We start from the raw sequence: 23,460 nt of genomic DNA, 5'->3' as shown, positions 1-23,460 counted from the left end.
GGGCCCTTCTACTCGATTTTGCGATCCATCCGGGAGAGCGACTGGAGCCCGCTTTGCTTGCCCAGGCCGGCTTGGCGGTGGAGGTGCGGGAAAGCGTGGTTGCGCCCTTTGGGGATCTGGCGCAACCCGGAGTTGCGTTGGTTGTCGTGAATATGGGCGCTGACTCACAGCCTACGGAGGAGCTTTTTCAGTGGTTGAAGTGTAATGCGCTGCGCGCGGCGGTGCTTGGGGTGCTGCCTCCGGATGGCCATGAAGCCTTGCAACGAGCCGCTGGAGCAGTGGACGATTTTCTGCTGGCACCGGTGCATCCGGAGGAGTTGCGGCAGCGGGTGCTGCGCCTGATTGGCGTCGCTGCCCCGGAGTGCGCCCGACCGGAGTACGAGTGCGCGAGGGAGCTTGCCCTGCGGAACGTGGAAGGCGGCGACCCGGCATTTTTGAGCGTGCTGGCTCGGCTGGTGGATTTTGCCCGCGTGGGGGCGCCGGTGCTGATTGGCGGGGAGACCGGCACGGGCAAGGAGTTGTGCGCGCGTGCGATCCATCTGCTGAGTGCTCGTCGCAATGGTCCGTTTATTCCTGTGGAGTGTGGTTCCTTGCCGGACCATCTGTTTGAAAGTGAGATCTTCGGTCACACGCGCGGAGCGTTTACGGACGCGCACAAAGATCAGAAAGGCCTGGTCGCCCTGGCGCACAACGGCACGTTGTTTCTGGATGAAGTGGATAGCCTGTCTTTGGTGGTGCAGGGCAAGCTTCTGCGTCTGTTGCAGGAGAGTACCTTCCGTCCGCTGGGGGCGGACAAGTTTTCTCGTGCGGATATTCGGATCATCGCTGCCTCGAACGTCAGCCTGAAGCAGCGGGTGGAAGAGAAGCGCTTCCGCAGCGACCTCTTCTTCCGGCTGGACGTGCTGCGGTTACACTTGCCCGCGTTGAGGAATCGCCCGTCGGACATTCCTTTGCTGGCGCGCAAGTTTACCGATGAGTTCTGCGACGAATATAAGCAGCATCGCAAGAGGATATGTCCGGCGTCGCTGCGACTGCTGCAATCCTGGCATTGGCCGGGGAACGTGCGAGAGCTACGCAATACGATGCAGCGAGCGGTCCTGCATGCGACCGGACATGAGGTTTTGCCATGCCATCTTGGCTTCGATTCCGGGCAGGATACCGTGGAGTGGAGCGGTGAATCGCTGTTGGAAAGATCGTGTAACTCACTTACGGCGGACTTCCGCTCGAGCCGCGCCCGCGCAATCGCAGCCTTTGAAGCGGACTTTGTGCAGCGTTTGCTGGAGAAGCACCAGGGCAATATCACTCGTGCCGCGCGAGAAGCAGGCAAGGAGCGCCGGGCCTTCGGGCGGCTGGCGCAGAAGTATGTTTCTCCTGTATCCAGGGTGGGGCAAAACTGACCCACCCGTGGGCGAGTTTTCGCCCACCCCGTCGAAGCCCGCGTGGATTGGGCTTTCGACAGATTGACCGGGCGGGTTTATACCCGGGGTCTTCTTACCTTCTTTGCATGAAACTGCGGATTTCGGCCTACAACTGAATTGGCATTGCGCATGCATTGAGCTTTGTCACGGTGAAGTGTCAATCTCAGGCGAAAACGAGCAGGAAGCTGATGCGCGGCGAGTCCTCGCCTACTTTCTGCATCATCCGGAGACGGCGGACAGCATTGCCGGGCTGCTGCGCTGGCGTCTGCTGGAAGACGAAAGCCGGTGTGGTCCGGAGCGAAACGAACAGGCTCTGCAGTGGCTGTTATCGAAGAAATACCTAAGGGAAGAGCCTGTACCGGGCGGGGCCCGGGTTGTGATGTTGGATGGAAGCGACCTGCGCCGGGCAAGACGATTTGTAGCAGCGGGTCGTCAAGAGAAGTCGGCGGGCGAAAGCCCAGAGAAGAGGACATCAGATGCCAGTCACGGTAAGTTATCCGGGCGTTTACATTGAAGAACTGCCCAGCGGCGTCCACTCCATTACGGGTGTGGCCACCTCCATCACCGCCTTCATCGGGTCTGCCGCACGCGGCCCGGTGAACCAACCCATCACCATCAATAGCTATGCGGACTACGACCGTGCATTTGGCGGCCTGTCGCAGAGCAGCACCATGAGCTTTGCCGTGTCTGACTTCTACGCCAACGGCGGCTCTCAGGCCGTGATTGTGCGTCTGACGCATACGGACGCGGCTGCGGCGACGATCGCGCTTGGGGAGGATACAGCTGTGACTGCGACAGCAGGTCTGACCGGGAATGGCAACAGTCTGGTTCTCGTCGCTGCAAGTACCGGCTTGTGGGCCAACTTCCTGACCGCGATGGTTGATACGACAACCCGCAGGAACAGCGACGGCAGTGTCGATCCCTCACTCTTCAACCTGACGCTGGCCCTCAGCGACGCAACGGGGAATGCGCTTGCCACGGAGGCCTACCTCAACTGCTCGGTCGATCCTGCGAGCCCGCGGTCTATCGTTACCGTACTCGCGCAAAACTCTGCGTTGGCGTTTGTCCAGACGGATAACCCGGGACAGCCCAGCGGCAAGCCCCTGGTGCCCAACGTTCGCCCACTCGCCACTTATGACACCACGGTCACACCTAACAAGCCCGCACCCAAGGCCTCGGACAAGGCAGGCAAGGATGGCAGCGCTCTAAGTGTGAATGACTTTACCGGGTCCGGCCTGGCGGCCAATAAGCAGGGCCTTTATGCGCTTGAGACCGTCGATCTCTTTAATCTCCTCTGCATTCCTCCTTACCTCAGTACTGGTGACGTGGACACAGGGCTGGTTGGCAGTGCGGCCACCTACTGTGAAGGACGACGGGCGTTTTATCTGGTCGATCCGCCCAGCGGATGGACGAACCTGCAGAACGCTCTGAAGGATTTCACGGATGCCACGACGGACCATGTAGGGACCAAGAGCGCCAATGCCGCCATCTATTTCCCACGTATCAATGAGCAGAATCCACTGCTGGACAACCAGCTTCAAACCTTCGTTCCGTGCGGCGCGCTGGCCGGCATCTATGCGCGGACGGACGCGCAGCGTGGAGTATGGAAGGCTCCGGCCGGGCAGGAGACGGTCCTCAATGGTGTGGTGCAACTGTCTGTATCGCTGACGGATGCTGAGAATGGCAACTCAATCCGCTGGGCCTGAACTGCCTGCGCAGCTTCCCGGTCATCGGGCGTGTGGTGTGGGGAGCTCGTACGCTGCAGGGCGCGGACATCCTGGAAAGCCAGAACAAGTACGTGCCAGTACGGCGCACCCAATTGTTCATTGAAGAGAGCCTGTACCGTGGCACAAAGTGGGTGGTCTTTGAGCCCAACGATGAAACGCTCTGGCAGAGCATCCGGCTGAACGTCGGCTCATTCATGCAGGGGCTGTTTCAGCAGGGCGCCTTTGCCGGCAGCTCGCCGGACACCGCGTACTTCGTCAAGTGTGACAGCGAGACCACGACCCAGGCCAACATCGACAACGGCATGGTGAACATCGTGGTCGGCTTCGCTCCGCTGAAGCCGGCGGAGTTCGTCATCATCCAGATTCAGCAGATCGCCGGAGAGCTACAGGCATAAAAGGAGAGTGGTATGGCGCAATTTGTCGTAAACAACCGGAAGGATCCCTACAAGAACTTCAAGTTCCGCATACTTTGGGATGGCCGCTATGTCGCAGGTATCAGCAAGGTGACCATGTTGAAGCGCACCACGGAGGTGGTGAAGCACCGTGAAGGTGGCGACCCCAGCACCAGCCGCAAGTCACCGGGTCGCAGCGAGTTCGATGCCGTGACGCTGGATCGTGGCGTTACGCACGATGAGGCGTTCGAAGCCTGGGCAAGCAAGGTTTGGAAGTTCAAGGGCGGCCTTGGCTCAGAGGTCTCACTTGCGGACTTCCGCAAGGACATCACGATCGAGATGTACAACGAAGCCGGACAAAAGGTGATTGCGTATCAGGTCTACCGATGCTGGGTCTCTGAGTTCCAGGCGCTGCCCGACCTGGACGCCAATGCGAATGCGGTTGCCATCCAGCACCTGAAGCTGGAGAACGAGGGCTGGGAGCGGGATACGAGCGTAAAGGAACCCAAGGAGCCGGTCCTGTAACGCAGGCCAACCATGAATGCTCAGTTCCAATACGACCTTCTCGCCGCATGGGAGAACGGGCAGGACCAGGGTCCTTGCCGGAGGGCACTGGGCCTGCTGTCCGCTGCAACGGGACGGGACGCAACGTCGCTCGAAAGCATCACCTTCGGCGAGCGCGATCGTGGGCTATTGACGCTCCGCGAGCGCCTCTTCGGCACCCGTCTGCATGGACTCATGCATGTCCCGCCTGCGGCTCTCCGCAGGAGTTCGAGCTGGCCGTGCAGTCTCTGCGGTCGGATCGTCTGCCGGCGGAGGCGGTTAGCAGTGCTCCGTTGGAACTCAGCGCTGAAGGCTTCGATGTGCGGTTTCGGCTACCCATGATTTTGGATGTGTTGGCGCTCGAAGACGCCGATCCATCTGAAGCGAACTTGTCCATGGAAGACGCGTTGCTGGAATGCTGTGTGCTCACTGCGAATTTTGAAGGGCAGGCTGCTGCAGTGACGGACCTGCCGTCGCGGGTGCGGACGGCTATCTCCGAGCGGATGGCGGAGGCAGACCCACAGGCGGAGATCGAGCTCGCTTTCGAGTGCTGCGACTGTGCTGAACCATGGACCGAGATCTTCGACATTGCCGCCTATCTGTGGGATGAGGTCAACGCCTGGGCCATGCGGACGTTTCACGAGGTGCATTGTCTGGCGTCCGCCTACGGCTGGAGCGAGCGTGAGGTGCTGGCTGTGAGTCCGCGCCGCCGCAGCCTGTACCTGGAAAGGATCGCAGAGTAGCCATGAGTGACCTGCTGCGTACGCTTTCCCGCCAGTTATCACGCTCCCAGCAGGGCGCAGGGGCCATACGGCCACGCGGGCGCTCACGGTTTGAACCATACGGCGATGGCCCGTCATCCTTTCCCAGCGGCCTGGCGTTCGATGAAGCCGAACACGCCGCGCCGTTCGCGCAGCCCGGCCCCATTCAGGCGAATGTCTCTCCGCAGCCCCGTGCCGAGCAAGGGCCGCGTATGGAGACGCTGCATGTAGCGCAACCTGAGCGCGAACAGTCGCCGGCAACTGCTACGCCGATCCGGGAGATGATTCGAGAGGTCATCCGCTCTGTCGATCCGTTACTCTTTCCGGTATTGCTCGCGAGGGAGCCACAGGCGGCGCAGGGTCCAGCGGTCCCTGTGGCGTGGCGGGAACGTGAAGCAGCACAGCCCATTCCGCCTGCGTCAATCTCAGGGAGAGCTCCGGCAGTGGAGAGTCAAGGAGGGCCGCAACCACCGGTGGTCCGCACACCTGTTCCAGCGGATGAACCCCGTTCCGCACGCACCTCATCACAACCTGCGGAACGTCTATCGATCGCGCCTCTTGCGCAGCGCAGTCTACCGCGGTTTTCGGAGGGAGACTTTGTACGGTCACGCGTTCCGGCCGCGCAAGCTTTCCCGCAGGCAGCGCAACCTGCCGGCCGGCAGGAGATCACGATTGAGATCGGTTCCATCATCGTGCACGGCGACGCGTCGGAGCGCCGTACGCCTCACAGCATCGCTGCCGCCCCTCCGCAAGCACCTGCGCTCTCGCTGGAACGCTATCTTCAGCATCGTGGAGGTACACGATGAGCACCGCGCTGGCACTTGCTTCTGTTTCTTACGTGCTCGTCGACCTGTTGAACAATGGGCTGATCGACCATGACATCAGTTCGGTGGCCGGCGATGTTTCGGTCACTGCTCTGTCTCCGGACCAGATCGATGCCAGCAGCCCGACCAACAGTCAACTGAATCTGTTCCTCTACAACGTCACTCAGAATGAGTCATGGCGTAATGACAATTACCCATCACGCAATTTTCAGGGCGACCGTATCAGCAACCCGCCTCTTGCTCTGAATCTCCACTATCTGCTCACGGCCTATGGCGCCGAGCCCTTCCATGCGGAGATTCTGCTGGGCTATGGGATGCAGCTGCTGCATGAAAATCCAGTGCTGCCGCGCGACGCTATCCGCCGTTCGCTGAAGGGCACGACGGTGGGCGCGGGCAATCTGCCCTCAAACCTGCTGAACCTCATCACATCCCAACTGGCTGAGCAGGTGGAGCAGGTCAAGATCTGGCCGCAAATGCTCAGCACCGAAGAGATCTCGCGGTTATGGACGGCGTTTCAGGCGAAGTACCGGCCGACCGCCGCGTACCAGGCATCTGTGGTTTTGATCGAGAGCACGGTCTCAACGAAGTCGTCGCTGCCGGTGCTTACGCGCGGCCTGTACGCCTTTCCATCGCAGCGACCGGTCGTCACGTCCGTCCTCTCGCAGCGGCCTGTGCCGGATGCGAAGCCCGCGGATCAACCGATCCTGTTCAATTACACGCTGCTGCTGCAAGGCTCGAGCTTACAGGGCGAAAGCACCACGGTCAGCTTCACCACGCAGGATGCCGCGCCTACCAGCACAACTGCATCGATGATCACGGTGCCGCTGCCCGCGGGTCTGCTAGCCGGGGCGCAGGTGCTCACCGTCAACCAGACGTTGCTGGCCGGCAGCCCACCTACGAGCATTCTGACGCAACAGTCAGAGCCGCTGAGCTTTGTGCTGCGGCCCACCTTGGTTTCTGCAACGGTGGAAGGACTTACCGGTGCAGGGGACTCACCGCGCAACGGAACGCTCCATGTGGTGATCGCACCCGCCGTCGATCCAGCCCAACGGCTTATCCTTCTGCTCAACCTCATGGAAACCATGCCCACCACGGGTGCGGGCTACAGCTTTCCAGGGCCGGCGCCGGTATCGACAGACCCATCGGGTGCTTTGTCTGCACCCACCGATACCTTCGATATTCCGTTCGCTGGGACCGTTCCGGGCACGTATCAGGTGCGCGTCAACGTGGGTGGAGTGGACAGCATCCAGATTGCGCCGGATGGCTCCGTGCAATCGATGCAAGTGGTGATCGCATGAGCGCCGCCGCTACCGCCGTGATGCCAGACCGCGCTCTTGATGCCGGGGAGGTGTTGCTGATCGCGCTGGAAGACGTGGCCGCGCTGTTGCGAGGACGAAGCCAGGGCCTGGACCGGCTGATCAAGGCGTTTGATTTATCCCCGTTCGAGACCTCCGTGGTCCTGCTGGGAGCCGCGCTGGAGCTTAAGCCTGAAGTAGCAAAGATCTGCGCAGCACTCCATGACGATGCGCGCATGCGCTATCCGTCGCTGCGGCTTGCCTTGCAACATCTGCCGGAAGCGCAGTGGGAGGCCGTTGCGCCTGGAGCGACGCTGCGCCATTGGAAGCTGATCGAAGTGGCCGCGCAGGATGCGCTGCTGGCCGCGCCCTTTACCCTGGAAGAGCCGGTGCTCCACTACCTGCTGGGAACGCCCACGCTCGATGGCCGCATAGCGCCGTACCTGGAACCGATGCCTCTTCCTGCATCGTTGCCCGCTTCGTTTGGCGTCGCGGCCCGGGACATGATTCAAGCACTGCAAGCCGAAAAACCAGTGCTGTTGCGCGGCAGCGGTCATACCTGCAAAGCAGAGGTTGCTGCTGCAGCATCAGCGCATAACGGTATGCGGGTGTTTCGGCTGCAACTGCCCGCCTCGCTTCAGTCTGCCGAGTTACTCGACCCGCTGATCCGTCTGCTTTCACGTGAGGCAATGCTGCACCGCTTTGTCTTGTTACTGGACCAGGATACTCATCCCCTTGGTGAGGCCGCGCTGCAAACGCTTGTGCGCCGCTACGCTCTGCCTCTTGTGCTGGCCTCCGCCACGCAAGCTCCGGAAGGCATTGCGTGGAAGGAGATTTCGATCGACCTGCCGGATGCAGAAGAGCGCGCGGCACTGTGGGTTCATGCGCTCGGGGACGAGATATCCTTGCTCCTCGGCGGCGAAGTTCAACGCATCGCAGGCCGGTTCCCCTTTGAACCTGCACGCATCGCCGCCATCGCAAAGAAGGTGCGCGAAGGATCGACTGACGAGCCAGAAGCCGCGAGTTTGATGACCAAGCTGCTATGGCGGCTGTGTCGTGAAGATACGCGGTTGCCGGGCGATGGCCTGATACGCCAGATGGCAACCTCGGCTACATGGGCGGACATCGTGCTGCCGGAGGCGAGCATGGCTGCACTGCGCGACATCGCCGCACAGGCCAGGCATCAGCAGAGCGTTATGAAGGTGTGGGGTCTGGGAACGCGGGGCGCCGGCATCGCCGTGCTGTTTCACGGTCAGAGCGGTACGGGTAAGACGCTGGCTGCGGAGGTGCTGGCCCATGAGTTACACCTGGATCTGTGGGTGATCGATCTTAGCCAGGTCGTCAGCAAATATATCGGAGAAACGGAAAAAAATCTGTCTTCTGTCTTCGACGCGGCCGAACAAGCCGGCGCGCTGCTGCTCTTTGACGAGGCCGACGCCCTCTTCGGCAAACGGAGCGAGATTCGCGATAGCCATGATCGCTACGCGAACATTGAGGTTGGCTATCTGCTGCAGCGGATGGAGCAGTACAGCGGTCTGGCGGTGCTGACCACCAATCTACGCGGCTCTCTGGATACGGCGTTCCTGCGCCGCCTGCGCTTTGTCGTACCCTTTCCCTTCCCGGACCAGACGCAACGGCGGCGTATCTGGGAAGGCGCGTTTCCCCCTGCGGTGCCGTGTGCGGACCTGGACTACGACAAGCTCGCACGCCTCAACATGGCGGGTGGCAACATCCGCAACATCGCGTTGAGCGCGGCCTATCTGGCCGCCGAAGCTCAACTGCCCCTTGGGATGGAGCACCTGCGGCTGGCCGCACAGCGGGAATGCGCCAAGTTCGACCGCGGGATGACGGAAGCGGAGCTGGGAGGCTGGCGATGATCTCCCGCCGCGCTCAGCGCGCTCAGTGGGCCAGCCGCCTTCGTGGGCAAGCCTCGGTTAACACGGCATTGAACCTGCGCGTGGGACGCGTGGTCTTTGACGGCATCAGCCGCGGCAGCGCACGGCGCATCGTGGACGGGCTGGAGGCGTACCTGGGCGATGCATTGCACGAAAGCCTCAGCTCTGGCCAGCAGGCATCGTGGCCACGGACGCAAAAGCTGGCTGAGCTGCGAGGCGCCATTCCGCGTGGGCTGCGTGAGCGGGAGCGCGGTGAGCATCTGGCTCGCACCATTGCAGAGCTCTTAGAGGAGGTGCGCCGATGAGCGAAGGAAGCAGCTCTGCCGTGGCCACCGCGCCCAAGCTCTCGAGCGGGGGTGCCGTCGTCGCGCGTTCAGCGCGGTCCACCCCTTCGCTCAGCGCGGCGCGTGCTCCGCTGCTGCAGCGTGAGTGCTCCTGCGGCGGCAGCGGCTCTTGCGAGACGTGCAAGAAGTCTCGCGCCAATGAAGAGGCCAAGGCTCAATTGCAGCGCAGCGCGGCAACACCCGGAAAGGGAACTGCGCCGCCCAGCGTGCATCGTGTGCTTTCGTCGCCGGGCCAGCCGCTGGATGCAGGCGCACGCTCTTTCATGGAACCACGCTTCGGGCGCGACTTCAGTGGTGTGCGGGTTCACCATGATGCGGAAGCCGCGGAGTCAGCGCGCGCCGTCGATGCCCATGCCTATACCGTGGGCCAGCACATCGCCTTCGACCAAGGCCGCTATGACCCAGGCAGTTCCTCCGGGCAACACCTGCTGGCGCATGAGCTTGCGCACACCGTGCAGCAGGGTTCAGTGAGCACAGCTCCCTCAGTGCTTCCCTACGGCAATACGCCGGAGTACAACCACCTGGAGAACGAAGCCGAAGCGATGGCACACGCGGTGATGGATCGCGGCTACGTTGCTCCTGCTGTATCCCATGCCGGCCCCGTGCTCTCCCGTGCCAAGGCTCCTCCCAAGCCGGTCGCGCCAACTGCAAGCAACAAGCGCCCTAAGGACACAAGCGCTGCGACTGCCTCTGCAAGCGCAGAAGTCCAGACGGAGAGCGCACGCGACTGGACGAACGTGAAGACGCCTGAGCTGAAGAAAGCCGGAGTCAAGGCGTATGCCTTCAACGCGGCCAACCCCGGCATCATCGCCGTACAAATGAGCGCCGCGCTGGAGTTGCCCAAGGAGAAAGGCTCATCCAGTGTTGAAGACCTTTGGAAGAGCCGAGCCTCGGCCGGAGCGCTGGAAGCAATCATTGAGCTGGCGAGCGGCGAAGCCAAAACCCGCTCCGGCCTCAAGCAGACTCGTCCGCCGACGGCAGAACTTCGCAAGATATGGTTGAGTAAAGTCGGCTGGACCTACGGGAATGCTCCCGCCAACTGGGCCAAGGCCGGCGGTGATAAACAAAGCTTCGATCCACCGCAGGCCGGCAAGAAGACCTGCCAGGTCGACCATATCCTTGAACTCCAGTTCGGCGGCAACAATACCTCCGGCAACATGCAGATGCTGGACGGCGAAGAGAACCAATATAGCGGCCGCCTCATCTTCCAGAACCTGAAAGCCCAGGTGGATGTAATCGTCGACGCCTTCAAGTCTGACGGCATCGACGTCAAGGGCGTGACGGACGTGCTGGTCCACTATGACAAGGTCAAGATGGCGGGAACGCTGGCCAATTGTGCCTGCTGCGGCGTTGAAGAAAAGGCTAAGGGCATTCGAGACTTCGACGTCAGCGAGGGCAAAAGCAGAAGCGGCGCACAAGGCCTGCCGTATCCTATGAAGGCCGGGGCACAGGAAGCCACAGTCATCGTGGAAGACGACAAGGACAAAAAGGTCGCCTTGGCCCTATCCAACGTGCCGGAAAATAAGCAGGCCTCCACGTTGATCTCTGGCATGAGCCTGGAGACATGGAACCGCCCGACCAAGGTTGGCGGGACCGTCGACGCCTCACTCGATACTGACTCGCGTTTTCCCAAGAGCCTCAAGCCGGATGCGAAAAAGAAGCTTCATCTTCAGCGCGGCAAGGACGGCACGCTGAAGCTGCCGCCTGGCAATCCCAACATTGCTTTCCACTTCGATTACCTGAGCGATGGCGTCTTCAAACATCTGGAGATCGTGGACGACAAGTACCTTGTAGGCTCCGGGACGCTAAGGCCTTCCATCCCATGGATCCCGCCGTTCGACGTGGCGTTTGACAAGGACAAGTTTGCGATCACCAAGCCAATCCCTACGAACAAGCTGAAGCTGCCGCTGGGCGGCCTGAAGTTTACTCCAGGCGAGATCGGTTTCGAGCTGGCACCAGAGTTCAAGCCGTACGGAACCATCGGCTTCACGCTGGATGCGGGAAAACGCCACCTGCTGGACGGCAGTCTCGAGTTAAGCGCCGACGCCAACGGCATCGCGGCCGTTGGCGACGTAAAGGTATCACTGCCCGGCGTGGACAAGGCGGAGGGCCACATCGAATACCGCAACCGGCAGTGGTCCGGAAAAGTTGAGATCTCTGCTTCTGACATCGCGAAGAAGATCAAGTACGTGCAGAGTGGGCAACTGATTGTGCTCTTCAGCGATAAAGGCATGAGCGCTGAAGGCACGGTAATGATGAAGCTGCCCGGCACCTCGGCAGATGTGAAGGCCAACCTGTTGTACGACGGCGGCAGCAAGCGCTGGGTGTTCCAAGGCACAGCCCACTTCAAACCGCCCGGGCTTGAGCCGACCTCTTTTGAGGTCACTTACGACGGCGATCATCTGAGCGGTAAAGGCTCCACCGGGATCAAGTTTCAGGGCGTGCAAGGCACGGTCACGGTATGGTACAAGGACGAAAAGTTCTCCGGTGAAGGCACGCTCCAGATCAGGAAAGGCAAAGCCACCGGCAATCTCCATGTCGTCATGAAGGAGAAGAACGGCCATCCCCTCTTCACCGGGGACGGCAGCATCACGGTTCAGCTCTCCGACAACATGATCGCGACTGCGGGCATTGAGGTTGCCGAAGATCAGCGCGTCAAGGTCAAGGGCGAACTTGCGTTTCCGAAGCCCATCAAGCTGTTTGACGGCACGCACGGCGACTATAAATTCTTTGAGGTCGGGATCAGCATTCCTATTCCGGGTGCTTCCATCGGCACATTCGGCCTGAACGCACGTATCGACGGCTCGCTTTCCGCGGGCTACAAGCTCGGCCCGGGCGAACTGCGCGACACCAAGCTGGATGGGACGTTCTATCCGCTTGAAGACAATCCTGACCTGGACCTGAAGTTCACGAGCACGATCTATGTCGGTGGGAGCGCATACATCAGTGGCAAGATCTCCGGGGCTATTGAACTGGAAGCCGGTATCGCCCGGGTCAAAGGCGGCCTTGCCATTACTGCGACGGCAAGCCTCAACGGCTTCACCGCCAGCAAGGTCACTCTGGAGTACAGCAAAGGCAAGTTCACTGCCGAGGCTGACTTCAAGCTGCTGGTCGCATTGGCCCTGGGGCTGGCGCTTGATGCCTTCGTTGAAGGGGAACTTGGCGTGGGCTGGTTCAGCGTTTCACGACGGAAGGACTGGAACCTTGCCAGCTACACCTACAACACCGGACTGCAATTCGGAATGGCTTTGAAGAAGCCTATTCACTATGACAGCGTCGACGGCGTCAAGTTGCCCACGTTCAACGATATCGAGTGGATCACGCCATCGCTGGAGCCCGGCAATCTCATGGATAAGAGCTTTGGCGGCGCCAGCACAAAAGGAGACAGCTAATGGGTTTCCCCGGTTCCCCTCGTCTGCTGCGCGCCGGCCTGGTCGTTGTCGACTCCTCGACGCTTGCCATCCAGCGCAGTATCGCCCTGCAGTACAACCCGGACTCGCTGAGCCGGTCCCTGGCCGTGCGTGGAGCCACTGGCGACTCCGGGGATCGGCTGGACGCGCTGCGGCTGACCGGCCCTCCAGTGGAGACGCTGAAGCTGGACGCGGAACTGGACGCTACGGATGAGCTTGAAACACCATCGAAGTTTCCCGATACTGTGCGGCTAGGCCTGCATCCGCAACTGGCCGCGTTGGAGACGCTGATCTATCCTTCCAGCGCTCAGATTCAAAGCGACAACACCCTGGCCATGGCAGGCACCATTGAGATCGCGCCCATGGAAGCACCGCTGGTTCTCTTTGTCTGGAGCACCAGCCGCGTGGTGCCGGTGCGGATCACGGAGTTCAGCATCACGGAAGAAGCCTTTGACGTTAACCTCAACCCCATCCGCGCCAAGGTCAGCCTGGGTATGCGGGTGCTCAGCACCAACGATCTCAACTTCGACCACAAGGGCAATCACATTTTCCTGGCATACCAGCAGAACAAGGAGCGTCTGGCCGGCAAGGTCGGCTCAGTCTCTCTGCGTTCGTTGGGCATCACCGGCATCGCGTCCTGACGCGACGCCGCTCCTGAAGGAGGACTCATGTTCGATTCCGCAAGCCGCTATAACGGAGTTTCACTCCTGCCGTATGACACTGCCGATGGGCGCACGGTGAACTATGTGGCTCGCCGCTTTCTACCACGTCCGGACAACTACGATCTTCTGCTGCTCCACACGGTTACGGAGGGCGATCGCCTGGACAACATCGCCAATACCTATCTCGACGATCCGCAGCAGTTCTGGCGCATCTGTGACGCGAACGAGTGTGTCTCGCCGTTCGACTTGACGGAGCAGCCGGGCACGCGCATCCGCATCACGTTGCCGCAAGGCATACCCGGGCCGAGCCGTGCTTAAGGGGCTCTATCTTTCGCTGTTCCTCGGTCCGATGGTGCCGGTACCCGCGCCCAAATCGGTCGTGGACGCGCTCGTCTCCGCTCAGGTCAATACCGGCGGAGAGCGGAGCGGCTTTCAGCTTGTTTTTTCAATGAATAAGAAGTCCGACCTTTACCGCAAACTGCTGCCGGCCGGGGCATTGGACCCGATGGTGACGCGCGTCATCCTGGTCTGCACGCTGGGCGGTACACCGAATGTGTTGATTGACGGTATCGTGACGCGCCATGAAGTTGCGCCTTCCAACCAGGCCGGACAATCGCTGCTGACGCTGACTGGCGAGGACCTCACCGTGCTGATGGACGTGGTGCAGTTTCCCATGTTGCGCTACCCCTGCATGCCCGCCATCGCACGCCTGAATCTCATCGTGGCCAAGTACGCGATCTTCGGGATTGCGCCCCTCATCATTCCGCCGCTGTTCGATGATGTTCCGCTGCCGACGGACAAGATCCCCACGCAGACCGGGTCGGACCTGGCTTATATCAAAAAGCTCGCCTCCGACTTTGGATATATTTTCTATCTCGTACCTGGCCCCGTACCCGGCGTCAGTGTCTTTTACTTCGGTCCTGATGTGCGTGTGCCAGTTCCGCAGCCCGCGCTGAACGTCAACATGGACGCCAACACCAACGTAGAGAGTCTCAGCTTCTCACTGGACGGCCTGGCAAAAAAGGTGGTGATCATGACCATCATGGATCCAATCACCGGCAAGATTCCTATTCCGATTCCTGTACCCAACATCAGCCTGTTGCGGCCCCCGCTTGGCGCACGGCTGACAGCTCCTGCGAAGGTTGAATTTCCTCCGGATGGCGGTAACAAGAACTCCATTGAAGCCATTGCACTGGCGCTGGCCAAGACCGGCGCAACGGGTGAAGCCGTCACCGGCACCGGCACGCTGAATGTTCTGCGCTACGGCCGTGTGCTCAACGCGTTTCAACTGGTGGGCGTGCGTGGCGCGAGCAGTACCTATGACGGTCTGTATTACGTCCGCACCGTCAGCCACAGCATCAAGCATGGCGAATACAAGCAGAACTTCACGCTTTCACGCGATGGCCTGATCTCACAGACCCCGGTGGTGCCTTCATGACGATGACGGGGACAGAAGGACGGTTCTTCGGGAAATTCCGCGGCACGGTGGTCAACAATGTCGACCCGCTGTTCATGGGGCGGCTGCTGGTTGAATGCCCTGACGTGCTTTCGCTGGCTCCCTCAAGCTGGGCGTTGCCGTGTACGCCGCTGGCCGGGCCCACCGGCACGGGCGCAGGGGCATACCTGGTGCCTGCAATTGGCACGGGTGTCTGGGTGGAGTTTGAGAAGGGCGATCCGGAGTATCCCATCTGGGCGGGCTGCCGTTGGGGCTCTTCCTCAGACGTACCGCCGCTGGCCCTGGTCGGCCTGCCGGTCTCACCCAGTATTGTCTTTCAAACGATTGGACAGAACACGTTGATGATGAGTGACGTGCCCGGCCCTTTGGGCGGCATTCTGCTGAAAGGTACAACCGGAGCCTTGATTTCGATTACAGAGCTGGGCATCACCATCTCAAACGGACAAGGCGCAAGCATCTCCATGATCGGCCCGACCGTGACCGTCAACGCCGGTGCACTCGTCGTCACCTAGAAACGAAGAAAGGAAAGGAGCAAGATCATGCCGGGATTCTTGATGCACCAGGGAGCAACCGTACTATGTTCGCACGGAGGGCAGGCCCAGCCCACCGTCCCTAACCCGCGCGTAGTCGTCAACGGCATGCCAACGGTACCGCTGAGCGGGCCATGGGTGGTCGCAGGCTGTGCCATGCCTCCGCCTCCGGCAGGCAACGGTCCCTGTATCACCGCGCAGTTTGTGGCAGGCACCACGCGCGTTCTTTCGAACGGGCTGCCACTGCTCACCTTCGACAGCCAGGCCATCTGTACCCCAACCGGCACGCCGACCATCACGATCCTGACCCAGACCCGCGTCTTTGCCATGTAGCTTGATGCACCCGAGTTCACGCCCATGAATGTAGCCTTCCCATACCGCTTTGACTCACGCCATCGCACCGCCGTGGCTACGGATGCAGATCACATCCGTGACCTGATCGAGCAGGTGCTGTTCACTGCGCCCGGTGAGCGCGTGAATCAGCCGGAGTTCGGCTGCGGACTGCTTCAGGCGGTCTTTGGCCCGAACAGTCCGGAGTTGGCCTCCGCCGCGCAGTTCCTGGTGCAGGGCGCCTTGCAGCAGAACCTGGGGGACATCATTAACCTGACCGCGGTGGAAGTCACCGCTGTAGACAGCACTCTTACCGTCACCGTGGAATATATCCTCCGCACTACGCAGGAGCAGGTCGTAACTCAGATCTCGCGGGGAGGGCAAAGCCTGTGATCTATACCTGTTGCGACGCGCGGCGCCGAGCCGTCCTGGCCGGACAAACGGCGATCAACGCCATCGACTTTCTGGACGTGGTCAACGATCCGTCCATGCCTGCGGCGCAGCGCCAGCGCACGCTCAATGTCCACTTCCTGCATCCGCTCACCCCAGATCAGATCAAACCTGCAAACATCGTCATCAGTGGTGGGGAACGCATCACCGGTATCAAGGTGGTCAGCGCCACCGTTGCAAGCGAGCTTTCCCCCGGCGGCAATCCACGCATCCTCGTCGTGGTGGTCAACACCGCAGGAGACTTTTCGCCCTATCAACTGCAGTTAGTCCAGCCTAACGACCCGACCGAGCCGCCCGCAGGTTTCGATCCGGTGCTCTCTGCGATTGAGTTCTCCTTCAAGGCAGCCTGCCCCAATACGTTGGACTGCCAGCCGGAATCCGCATGTTCTCCGTCGGCTGTGGCTCCGCCCGCCATCTCCTACCTGGCCAAGGACTACACCAGCTTCCGAACGTTACTGCTGGATCGCATGGCCACCGTCATCCCCGCATGGACAGAGCGCCACCCGGCTGATGTCGGCGTGATGCTGGTGGAGTTGCTGGCCTATCTTGGCGACAACCTCAGCTACCAGCAGGACGCCACCTACACAGAAAGCTACCTGCAAACAGCACGCCGAAGAACCTCCGTCCGCCGCCACGTGCGGCTGGTGGACTACCCCATGAGCGACGGCTGCAACGCTCGCACCTGGATTCATTTTGAGACGGGCGATGGCATTGCAGGCGTCACCGTGCCCGCCGGAACGGAGTTGCTGACCGCGGGCTCATCGCCAACAACCGTGCTGGACGTCGCCTCTCAGGAATACAAACAGGCGCTTGCGGAAAACCCCGTCATCTTTGAAACGATGGAGCCCGTCACCGTACGCACCGCGCACAACCGGCTCCCGCTGTACACCTGGGGTGATCGTGAGTGCTGCCTGCCGGCAGGCAGCACCGGGGCAGATCTCGAAGGCGCGTATCCCGACCTCCAGATTGGCGATGTGCTGCTGCTGGTGGAAGAGAAAGGACCGCTTACCGGTGCTACGGCTGACGCTGACCCCAGTCATCGATATCCCGTGCGCCTGACCGCCATCACACAGCGTATCGATCCCATCGGCGGCCAGTTCGACGATCCTCAAACGAACGCTCCAACGATTGTGACCCATGTGGACTGGGGCCGCGACGATGCTCTGCCGGCACCCTTGTGCGTCACCAATACTGTCGGCGGAACGTTCCTCTCCGGCATCAGCGCTGCCTGGGGCAATATCGCATTGGCCGATCACGGCTTCACCGTTCGTGGGGAGGCGTTGCCGCCCGTGCCTGCGGCTAATCCTGCGCTGACCGTGCAGGCACCCCCCGCGGACTGGTGCGGCACCGACTCCACAGCCATCGTACGTCCTGTCCGCTATAACCCCACGCTGGCGCAGAGTCCGCTCACCTTTGCCGATCCGTACTCCCCAGCCTCTACCTCCGCAGGCGTGCCCTCCGCCGCTCAGGCGTTGCAGCGGCAGGAGAGTCTCATCACCGCACAGATCACCTCTCTCACGCAGACCGACGGCGGCCGCCCCTGGAGCGTGCAGCCTACTCTCCTTCGCAGTGTGGGCTCGGCGAACAACTTTGTGGCCGAGGTGGAAGACGACGGCAGCGCCAGCCTTCGCTTTGGCGACGGCACCTTTGGCAGCGCGCCCACCACAGGCACTTCGTTTCAAGCAACGTATCGCGTGGGTAACGGTACTGCGGGCAATGTCGGTGCGGGGACACTGGTGCGCCTGGCCACGGACACTGGAAGCGTTTTGCTGGGCGCAGGCGTCATCCTCTCAGTCACGAACCCACTTGCCGGGATGGGCGGAGAAGATCCTGAAACGCTCGACGAAGTTCGGCTTCGCGCCCCGCAGGCCTTCCGCGCGCAGGAACGTGCCGTCACCCCGGAGGATTACGGCACCATGGCCGTGCGGGTCGATCCCTTGCTGCAACGCGGCACCGGCACGCTGCGCTGGACGGGCAGTTGGCAGACCGTGTTCGTCAGCGTGGACCCGCAGGACAGCGAGACGCTGAACGACAGCCGGCGCGCCGCGATTGCCAATGGTCTGGAGTTGTATCGCATGGCCGGACAGGACGTCGACGTGCAGCCGCCTGTTTATGTCTCTCTGGAACTGAAGCTGAGTGTTTGCGTCCAGCAGGGCTACCAGAGCGCCCATGTGGAAGCCGCGCTGCGCAATGTGTTGAGCAACTGCAGTCTGCCGGATGGCAGCCGAGGACTCTTCCATCCGGACAACTTCACCTTCGGACAGACGGTCTATCTCAGTCCCATCTATGCCGCCGTGCAGGATACGCCCGGCGTCGCCTCCGTCACCGTCAAACGCTTCGCCCGTCAAGGTAAAGCCACGACCGACGCGGTATCTGCAGGCAAGCTCACGCTTGGCCGTCTGGAGATCGCTCGCCTGGCCAACGACCCCGACTACCCGGAGCATGGCCAGTTCACCCTGCACATGAAAGGAGGCTCCTGATGTCCTGCGGCGATGGATGCACCTGTGGATGCTGTGCCGGCCTCGCGGCCGTTACGCCGGTCGCGGTTGAGAACCGTCCCGGACTTCCCGCGCTGCGTTACCGTGTGGGAACCTACGCGGACTTCCGCGAAACGCTCTTCGCGCGTATCTCGCAGTCGCATCAGCCCGTGCTCTCCGCGCTGAGCACGCGTGACGATGACGACTTTACGATCGCACTCTTCGACTCTTTCTCCGTGATGGCGGATGTACTCACGTTCTACTCCGAACGCTACGCCAACGAGGCCTACCTGCGAACTGCGACGGAACGTTTCTCCGTTCGCCAACTCGCTGCCCTGGTGGGTTACCGGCCGTCGCCCGGCGTGGCCGCCTCAACCTATCTTGCCTTCAATATCGACGCCGCAGCCGGAGCCTATGGTGCGGCGCTGGTAGGCCCGGTCCCTGGTCAGAATGTGCCGCTGGACAGCCAAACGCCGGGCATCCCTCCCGGTACCGGCGTGCAGAGCATTCCCAGCACTCCGCAGGAGCTGCCGCAGAGCTTTGAAACGACTGTCCCCTCTGTTGCCAACCCGCAGTGGAACGCCATTACGCCGCAGCTTACGCAGCCGCAGACGATCCAGGGCGATACACCAGCCATCGTCACTTCGTTGCAACTGACGGGCACAATAACCAGCCTCAAGCCTGGCGATTCCATCCTATTACTCCACGATAACGCTCCTGCGAACTTCACAAAGATCCGCACCGTTCTTCGCGTTTCGCCAGCAACAGACGGCAAGACGACTTTAGTCGAACTGGACGGCGCGGTCAGCGGTACATCGGGCTATAACCCCAGATCCGCTCCGACCCTGCAAGGGGCTATCAACGGATCCATCGACGGCATCTCCGCGATCGACCTGACCGACGCGGCTGTTGCCGCTGTGCTGCAAAACACCTGGGATCAGGGCACACTGGCCGCATTGGCACAGATCCGTAAATGGCCCCTCGGCCAGTTGGAAGCCGCCATCAATCAGCAGGTCGCACAGCGCGCAGGCTCCAGTGGCGGCAAGGCTTACGTGTTACGCCAGCAGGCTGCGCCGTTCGGCTTCAACATTCCGATCCAGACCTATCCGAATACATCCCCGGCTATACCGTCGAACGACCCGGTCAACGGGGCCGGTATCGGCTCGACGAACGTGATCTATCTCGACGCTCCCTATCCGGGTATCGCGGCCGACTCCTTCGCAGTCGTGATGGATAGTACGGACCGTCTCTGCGTCTCCGTTGCCAGCGCGCCGGTGACCACGGTGAACCAGTTCAAGATCAGTGGCAAGGTATCGGCGTTGCAGTTGAATGCCACGGCTGACTTCAGTAAGTATCCCGTTCGCAGCACTACGATCCTCTGCCAGAGCGAAGAGCTTCCGCTCGCACCTGTCCCGATCACAGACGGCGTCGCCTCCGGTACAACGCAGATCGTTCTCAGCCGCGCGTTCCTCGGCCTACAGGCAGGGCAGGAGGTCGCCATCTTCGGCTCCCGTACTGACCTGCCCGGCGTCTCCGCGTGTGAGGTGCGACGTCTCCAGGCAGTCGTCCTCAACAGCGGGTACACCGTGATCACCCTCGACTCCGGCCTTACCTACGCCTACACGCGCGGCTCATTGAGCATCAACGCCAACCTTGCCTATGCCACGCACGGCGCAAGCGTTGCGGAAACACTGGGCAGCGGTGACGCCACCACGCCCTTCCAGAGCTTTGGCCTGAAGCAATCGCCGCTGACCTATGTCCCCGCCGCCAACGCCGCGGGCATCTCGTCCACCCTGCAGGTCTGGGTCGATAACGAACGCTGGAGCGAAGCTGACACCTTCTACGCGCACGGCCCGCAGGAGCATATCTACGTCACCGCCCAAGACGATGCGGGCAATACCACCGTTACCTTTGGCGATGGAATCAGCGGCGCACGCCTGCCCACCGGGACGGCCAACCTACGCGCACAGTACCGCTATGGAATCGGCGTAGCGGGTATGGTCAACACCAACCAGATCGTGCTGCTGACCAGCCGTCCGCTGGGCGTACGTTCTGCCTTCAACCCGGTGCCCGCCGTCGGCGGCGTAGACCCTGAAGGGCTGGACGACGCCCGCGATAACGCCACCCTGACGATCAAGGCGCTGGAGCGAGTCGTCTCGATCGACGACTTTCAGAGTTTTGCAAGAGCGTATACGGGCATTCATAAGGCCTCAGCCACCTGGATCTGGAATGGCAGACGCACGTTGGTGTTGCTGACCGTTGCCGGTGTGGACGGCGTCGTCATCGACCCTGGCGGCACGGTGGGCGCTTCGCTGCGGCAGGCCATCACGGATAGCTCCATTCCCGGCACGCCGTTTGTCCTGCAGTCCTATACGCCTGCTCTGTTTCGACTGGGAGGCACCATTACGGTACAGCCGGACGCCGATACGATCACGGTTGCTGCATCTGTCGAGACTGCCTTGCGCGCACGCTTCTCCTTCGATGCCCGCGACTTTGGCCAGCCTGTCCACCTCAGTGAAGTCATCGCAGCTATCCAGGACATACGCGGTGTGCGTGATGTAGAGATCACCGCGCTCTATCGCTCTGACCAGCCGGTCAGCCTGAAAAAGCATCTGCAAGCGTCAGCCGCACAGCCGGGCTTTAAAAAGATCGTTCCGTCCGAGTTACTCACTCTTGATCCCGTTCCGCTCTTCCCGGCCCTGGAGGTGACGCAGCCATGACGCCCCTTGACCTTCAAGCCATCTACAACATGATCCCCGCGGTCTACCGCATACGCGATGCGGAGATTGCACTGCAATCCGACGCCACACTGGACGCTGCCGATGCTGCTGAACTTGCCGGGCTGCTGACCCAAACGATGCTCTCGGCGGCAGAGCAGGGGCGTCTGGCTGAGTTGCAGGCTCTGCAGCAGCGCGGCCCCCTGCAATCCATGGTGGCGCTGCTCGCTGAGCAGATTGAGGTGCTGCAGGAGAGCCTCTACCAGGGTTATGACGATCTCTTCATCGAAACCTGTGCGGAATGGCTTGTTCCCTATATAGGGGAATTAGTTGGCTTTCCTGCGCTGGCGGACTTTCCCGGCACGCCCTACAGCCTGCGTGCCGCAGTAGCGGAGGCCATCCGTACCCGCCGCCGTCGTGGCACCGTCTCCGGACTGGAAAGCGTGGCGCGCGATATCAGCGGCTGGCCCGCGCACGTTGTCGAGTACTTTCTGGAACTGGCAACCACGCAGTATATGAACCATCTGCGTCCGGCCAATCATTCCTGGGTCGACGTACGCAACGCCTCGGACCGCCTGCCCGGTACGCCGTTCGACAACTCGGCACGCACCGCGGATGTGCGGCGCATCGCCACCGGCGGCGGTTTGTACAACATTCCCAACATTGGTGTGTGGCTATGGCGTCTTACGCCGTACTCCATGGCGCTGGCTCCAGCCTGCCGAGTCGACAACCGTCGCTTCCTGTTTGACCCCCTGGGCCGCGACACACAGCTCTATACGGAATCTGCCCCGGTCAGCCAGACGACGGACCGCGCAACGTCCTTCAATGTCCCACTTCCCATTACCCGCCGGATGTTGTGGAGGAACTTCAAGGACATCCGCCGCAATCGCCCGATACAGGGCACCTTCTACGGCGGGCAGGAAGAAAACAGCCTCTCCATCGACCAGTCACAACTGGGAACGCCCTCGCCCGACTGGCCGGTGATCGAATGCGATCTGCGTGATGTGTACGACGGAATGGGCAATGTGACCGGGTGGGCCCATGCGCCCACCAACGTCATTGCCATTGACCCCGAACTCGGCCGCTTCGCATTGCCTGCCGACGCTCCCGCCGGTGAATTGCTGACCACGTATAGTTGGGCTTTTTCCGCGGACATAGGCGGCGGCCCGTACTCACGACCATTCGTTGGTGATGAGAATTCCACCGCGACCATCAAAGTGCCCTCGGATGCAGCAACGCTCACAGACGCCCTTGCCAAAGCAACAACCGAGTTCGCAGGCGATACCTCTGCTGTCACGATTCTGATCCAGACCAGCGCCCGCTTCGTGGAAACACCATCCATCTCAATCCCGGAAAAATGCTCCTTGACGATACAGGCAGCGGACGGCTACCGCCCCACGCTGGTGCTCTCGGATGATATGCCCGTAATTGGCGGCGATGGCAGCAGCCTTACCTTGAACGGCCTGCTGATCGGCGGTGGGTGCATCGCCGTACCTGCAACGGATGGAGGCTCGCTGAACCTGCTTGCCAAGCTCACCATCTCCCACTGCACCTTGGCACCAGGTGCCATCCGTGCCATTGAGGGGGCTCCAGCTCAGCCGGCCGGCCCTCGCTTGTATGTGGAAGCGGAGGATGTGCAACTCGCGCTGGACCACACCATCACCGGCGCGCTCCGGCTGCGTGAAAGCGGCGACCTTACCGCCATCTCCTGCATTATCGACGCCGGCGCTGCCACGGAGATCGCCTACGCGAATGAAGATTGCAGCGCCTCCGGCGCGGCCATGACGATGACTAACTGCACTGTCATCGGGCTGTTGCAGACGAGGCAAATTGTGCTGGCGTCCAACTGCATCTTTGACGCGCTCATTCAGGAGGGGAGCCTGTTTCCTTTCCCTGTCAACGCAGATCAGTTGCAGCAGGGCTGCACGCGTTTCTGCTACGTTCCGCCGGGGTCTCGCGTGCCCCGGCCTTACCGCTGCTATCCAGGCTCAGGTACAGGGAAAGCGCATGTGCCCGCCTTCACCTCTCGCCGGCAGGGCGACGCAGGCTACTGCCAGCTTGCGTTTTCCACCGGCACAGAGATCATGCAGGGCGCGGACGACGGCTCAGAGATGGGCGTCTTCCACGATCTGCATCAGCCCCAACGTCTTTCCAATCTTCAACTCATGCTGCAGGACAACCTGCGTTTCGGCCTTGAAGCCGGAATCTTCTTCGCAAGTTAGGAAAAGT

At 61.4% G+C, this 23,460-nt stretch carries 19 protein-coding genes; all 19 read left to right on the top strand.

Annotated elements, in window-relative coordinates; all coding sequences use genetic code 11:
* Positions 1-77 precede the first annotated feature (77 nt).
* The 19 genes from ACIX9_RS12285 to ACIX9_RS12205 all read left to right on the top strand — a co-directional run bounded on the left by ACIX9_RS12285 (position 78) and on the right by ACIX9_RS12205 (position 23,453).
* Positions 78-1,397: a sigma-54 interaction domain-containing protein gene (locus tag ACIX9_RS12285; RefSeq protein ID WP_232298863.1), complete on the top strand. Its 1,320-nt coding sequence runs from the start codon at positions 78-80 to the stop codon at positions 1,395-1,397.
* A 103-nt stretch (positions 1,398-1,500) separates the two neighbouring features.
* Positions 1,501-1,932 carry a hypothetical protein gene (locus ACIX9_RS26450; RefSeq protein ID WP_198152091.1) on the top strand — a complete coding sequence of 144 codons (432 nt, stop codon included), beginning with the start codon at positions 1,501-1,503 and terminating at the stop codon, positions 1,930-1,932.
* Positions 1,895-3,124 (top strand): phage tail sheath subtilisin-like domain-containing protein, encoded by a 1,230-nt coding sequence (locus ACIX9_RS12280; protein WP_232298707.1) that lies wholly within the window; start codon positions 1,895-1,897, stop codon positions 3,122-3,124. Before ACIX9_RS26450 ends, ACIX9_RS12280 begins: the two co-directional genes overlap by 38 nt.
* A gap of 35 nt (positions 3,125-3,159) precedes the next feature.
* Complete coding sequence (locus ACIX9_RS26910) at positions 3,160-3,540, top strand: phage tail sheath C-terminal domain-containing protein (protein ID WP_232298706.1); 381 nt, start codon at positions 3,160-3,162, stop codon at positions 3,538-3,540.
* 12 nt (positions 3,541-3,552) lie between these two features.
* Positions 3,553-4,062 carry a phage tail protein gene (locus ACIX9_RS12275; RefSeq protein WP_013580812.1) on the top strand — a complete coding sequence of 170 codons (510 nt, stop codon included), beginning with the start codon at positions 3,553-3,555 and terminating at the stop codon, positions 4,060-4,062.
* A 257-nt stretch (positions 4,063-4,319) separates the two neighbouring features.
* Positions 4,320-4,823 carry a hypothetical protein gene (locus tag ACIX9_RS23830; protein WP_157477514.1) on the top strand — a complete coding sequence of 168 codons (504 nt, stop codon included), beginning with the start codon at positions 4,320-4,322 and terminating at the stop codon, positions 4,821-4,823.
* 820 nt (positions 4,824-5,643) lie between these two features.
* Positions 5,644-6,963 (top strand): DUF4255 domain-containing protein, encoded by a 1,320-nt coding sequence (locus tag ACIX9_RS12265; RefSeq protein WP_013580810.1) that lies wholly within the window; start codon positions 5,644-5,646, stop codon positions 6,961-6,963.
* A complete protein-coding gene (locus tag ACIX9_RS12260; protein WP_013580809.1) occupies positions 6,960-8,837 on the top strand; it encodes an ATP-binding protein in 1,878 nt (625 codons plus the stop codon). Before ACIX9_RS12265 ends, ACIX9_RS12260 begins: the two co-directional genes overlap by 4 nt.
* Positions 8,834-9,160, top strand: coding sequence for a hypothetical protein (locus ACIX9_RS12255; protein ID WP_013580808.1), 327 nt, complete (start codon positions 8,834-8,836; stop codon positions 9,158-9,160). The genes ACIX9_RS12260 and ACIX9_RS12255 overlap by 4 nt, the downstream gene beginning before the upstream one ends.
* Positions 9,157-12,591: an eCIS core domain-containing protein gene (locus tag ACIX9_RS23825; protein WP_013580807.1), complete on the top strand. Its 3,435-nt coding sequence runs from the start codon at positions 9,157-9,159 to the stop codon at positions 12,589-12,591. Before ACIX9_RS12255 ends, ACIX9_RS23825 begins: the two co-directional genes overlap by 4 nt.
* The gene (locus ACIX9_RS12245) at positions 12,591-13,250 is read left to right on the top strand and encodes a hypothetical protein (RefSeq protein ID WP_013580806.1); all 660 of its coding nucleotides are present in this window, start codon (positions 12,591-12,593) and stop codon (positions 13,248-13,250) included. Before ACIX9_RS23825 ends, ACIX9_RS12245 begins: the two co-directional genes overlap by 1 nt.
* 27 nt (positions 13,251-13,277) lie before the next feature.
* Positions 13,278-13,589 (top strand): LysM peptidoglycan-binding domain-containing protein, encoded by a 312-nt coding sequence (locus tag ACIX9_RS12240; RefSeq protein WP_013580805.1) that lies wholly within the window; start codon positions 13,278-13,280, stop codon positions 13,587-13,589.
* On the top strand, positions 13,582-14,709 hold the full coding sequence (locus tag ACIX9_RS12235) for a hypothetical protein (RefSeq protein ID WP_013580804.1): 1,128 nt from the start codon (positions 13,582-13,584) through the stop codon (positions 14,707-14,709). Before ACIX9_RS12240 ends, ACIX9_RS12235 begins: the two co-directional genes overlap by 8 nt.
* Positions 14,706-15,239, top strand: coding sequence for a phage baseplate assembly protein V (locus ACIX9_RS12230; RefSeq protein WP_013580803.1), 534 nt, complete (start codon positions 14,706-14,708; stop codon positions 15,237-15,239). Before ACIX9_RS12235 ends, ACIX9_RS12230 begins: the two co-directional genes overlap by 4 nt.
* 27 nt (positions 15,240-15,266) lie before the next feature.
* Positions 15,267-15,590 carry a hypothetical protein gene (locus ACIX9_RS12225; protein ID WP_013580802.1) on the top strand — a complete coding sequence of 108 codons (324 nt, stop codon included), beginning with the start codon at positions 15,267-15,269 and terminating at the stop codon, positions 15,588-15,590.
* Between the two features lie 24 nt (positions 15,591-15,614).
* Positions 15,615-15,980, top strand: a complete 366-nt coding sequence (locus ACIX9_RS12220; RefSeq protein ID WP_013580801.1) for a GPW/gp25 family protein — start codon at positions 15,615-15,617, stop codon at positions 15,978-15,980.
* A complete protein-coding gene (locus ACIX9_RS12215; protein ID WP_013580800.1) occupies positions 15,977-18,517 on the top strand; it encodes a putative baseplate assembly protein in 2,541 nt (846 codons plus the stop codon). Before ACIX9_RS12220 ends, ACIX9_RS12215 begins: the two co-directional genes overlap by 4 nt.
* Positions 18,517-21,234 carry a putative baseplate assembly protein gene (locus tag ACIX9_RS12210; protein ID WP_013580799.1) on the top strand — a complete coding sequence of 906 codons (2,718 nt, stop codon included), beginning with the start codon at positions 18,517-18,519 and terminating at the stop codon, positions 21,232-21,234. Before ACIX9_RS12215 ends, ACIX9_RS12210 begins: the two co-directional genes overlap by 1 nt.
* Positions 21,231-23,453: a hypothetical protein gene (locus ACIX9_RS12205; RefSeq protein WP_013580798.1), complete on the top strand. Its 2,223-nt coding sequence runs from the start codon at positions 21,231-21,233 to the stop codon at positions 23,451-23,453. The genes ACIX9_RS12210 and ACIX9_RS12205 overlap by 4 nt, the downstream gene beginning before the upstream one ends.
* Positions 23,454-23,460 lie beyond the last annotated feature (7 nt).

Origin of the sequence: Granulicella tundricola MP5ACTX9 (genome assembly GCF_000178975.2) — a bacterium.
Taxonomy (GTDB): Bacteria; Acidobacteriota; Terriglobia; order Terriglobales; family Acidobacteriaceae; genus Edaphobacter; species Edaphobacter tundricola.
The sequence above is the reverse complement of the archived record's forward strand: the minus strand, read 5'-3'. Positions and strand labels throughout refer to the sequence as shown.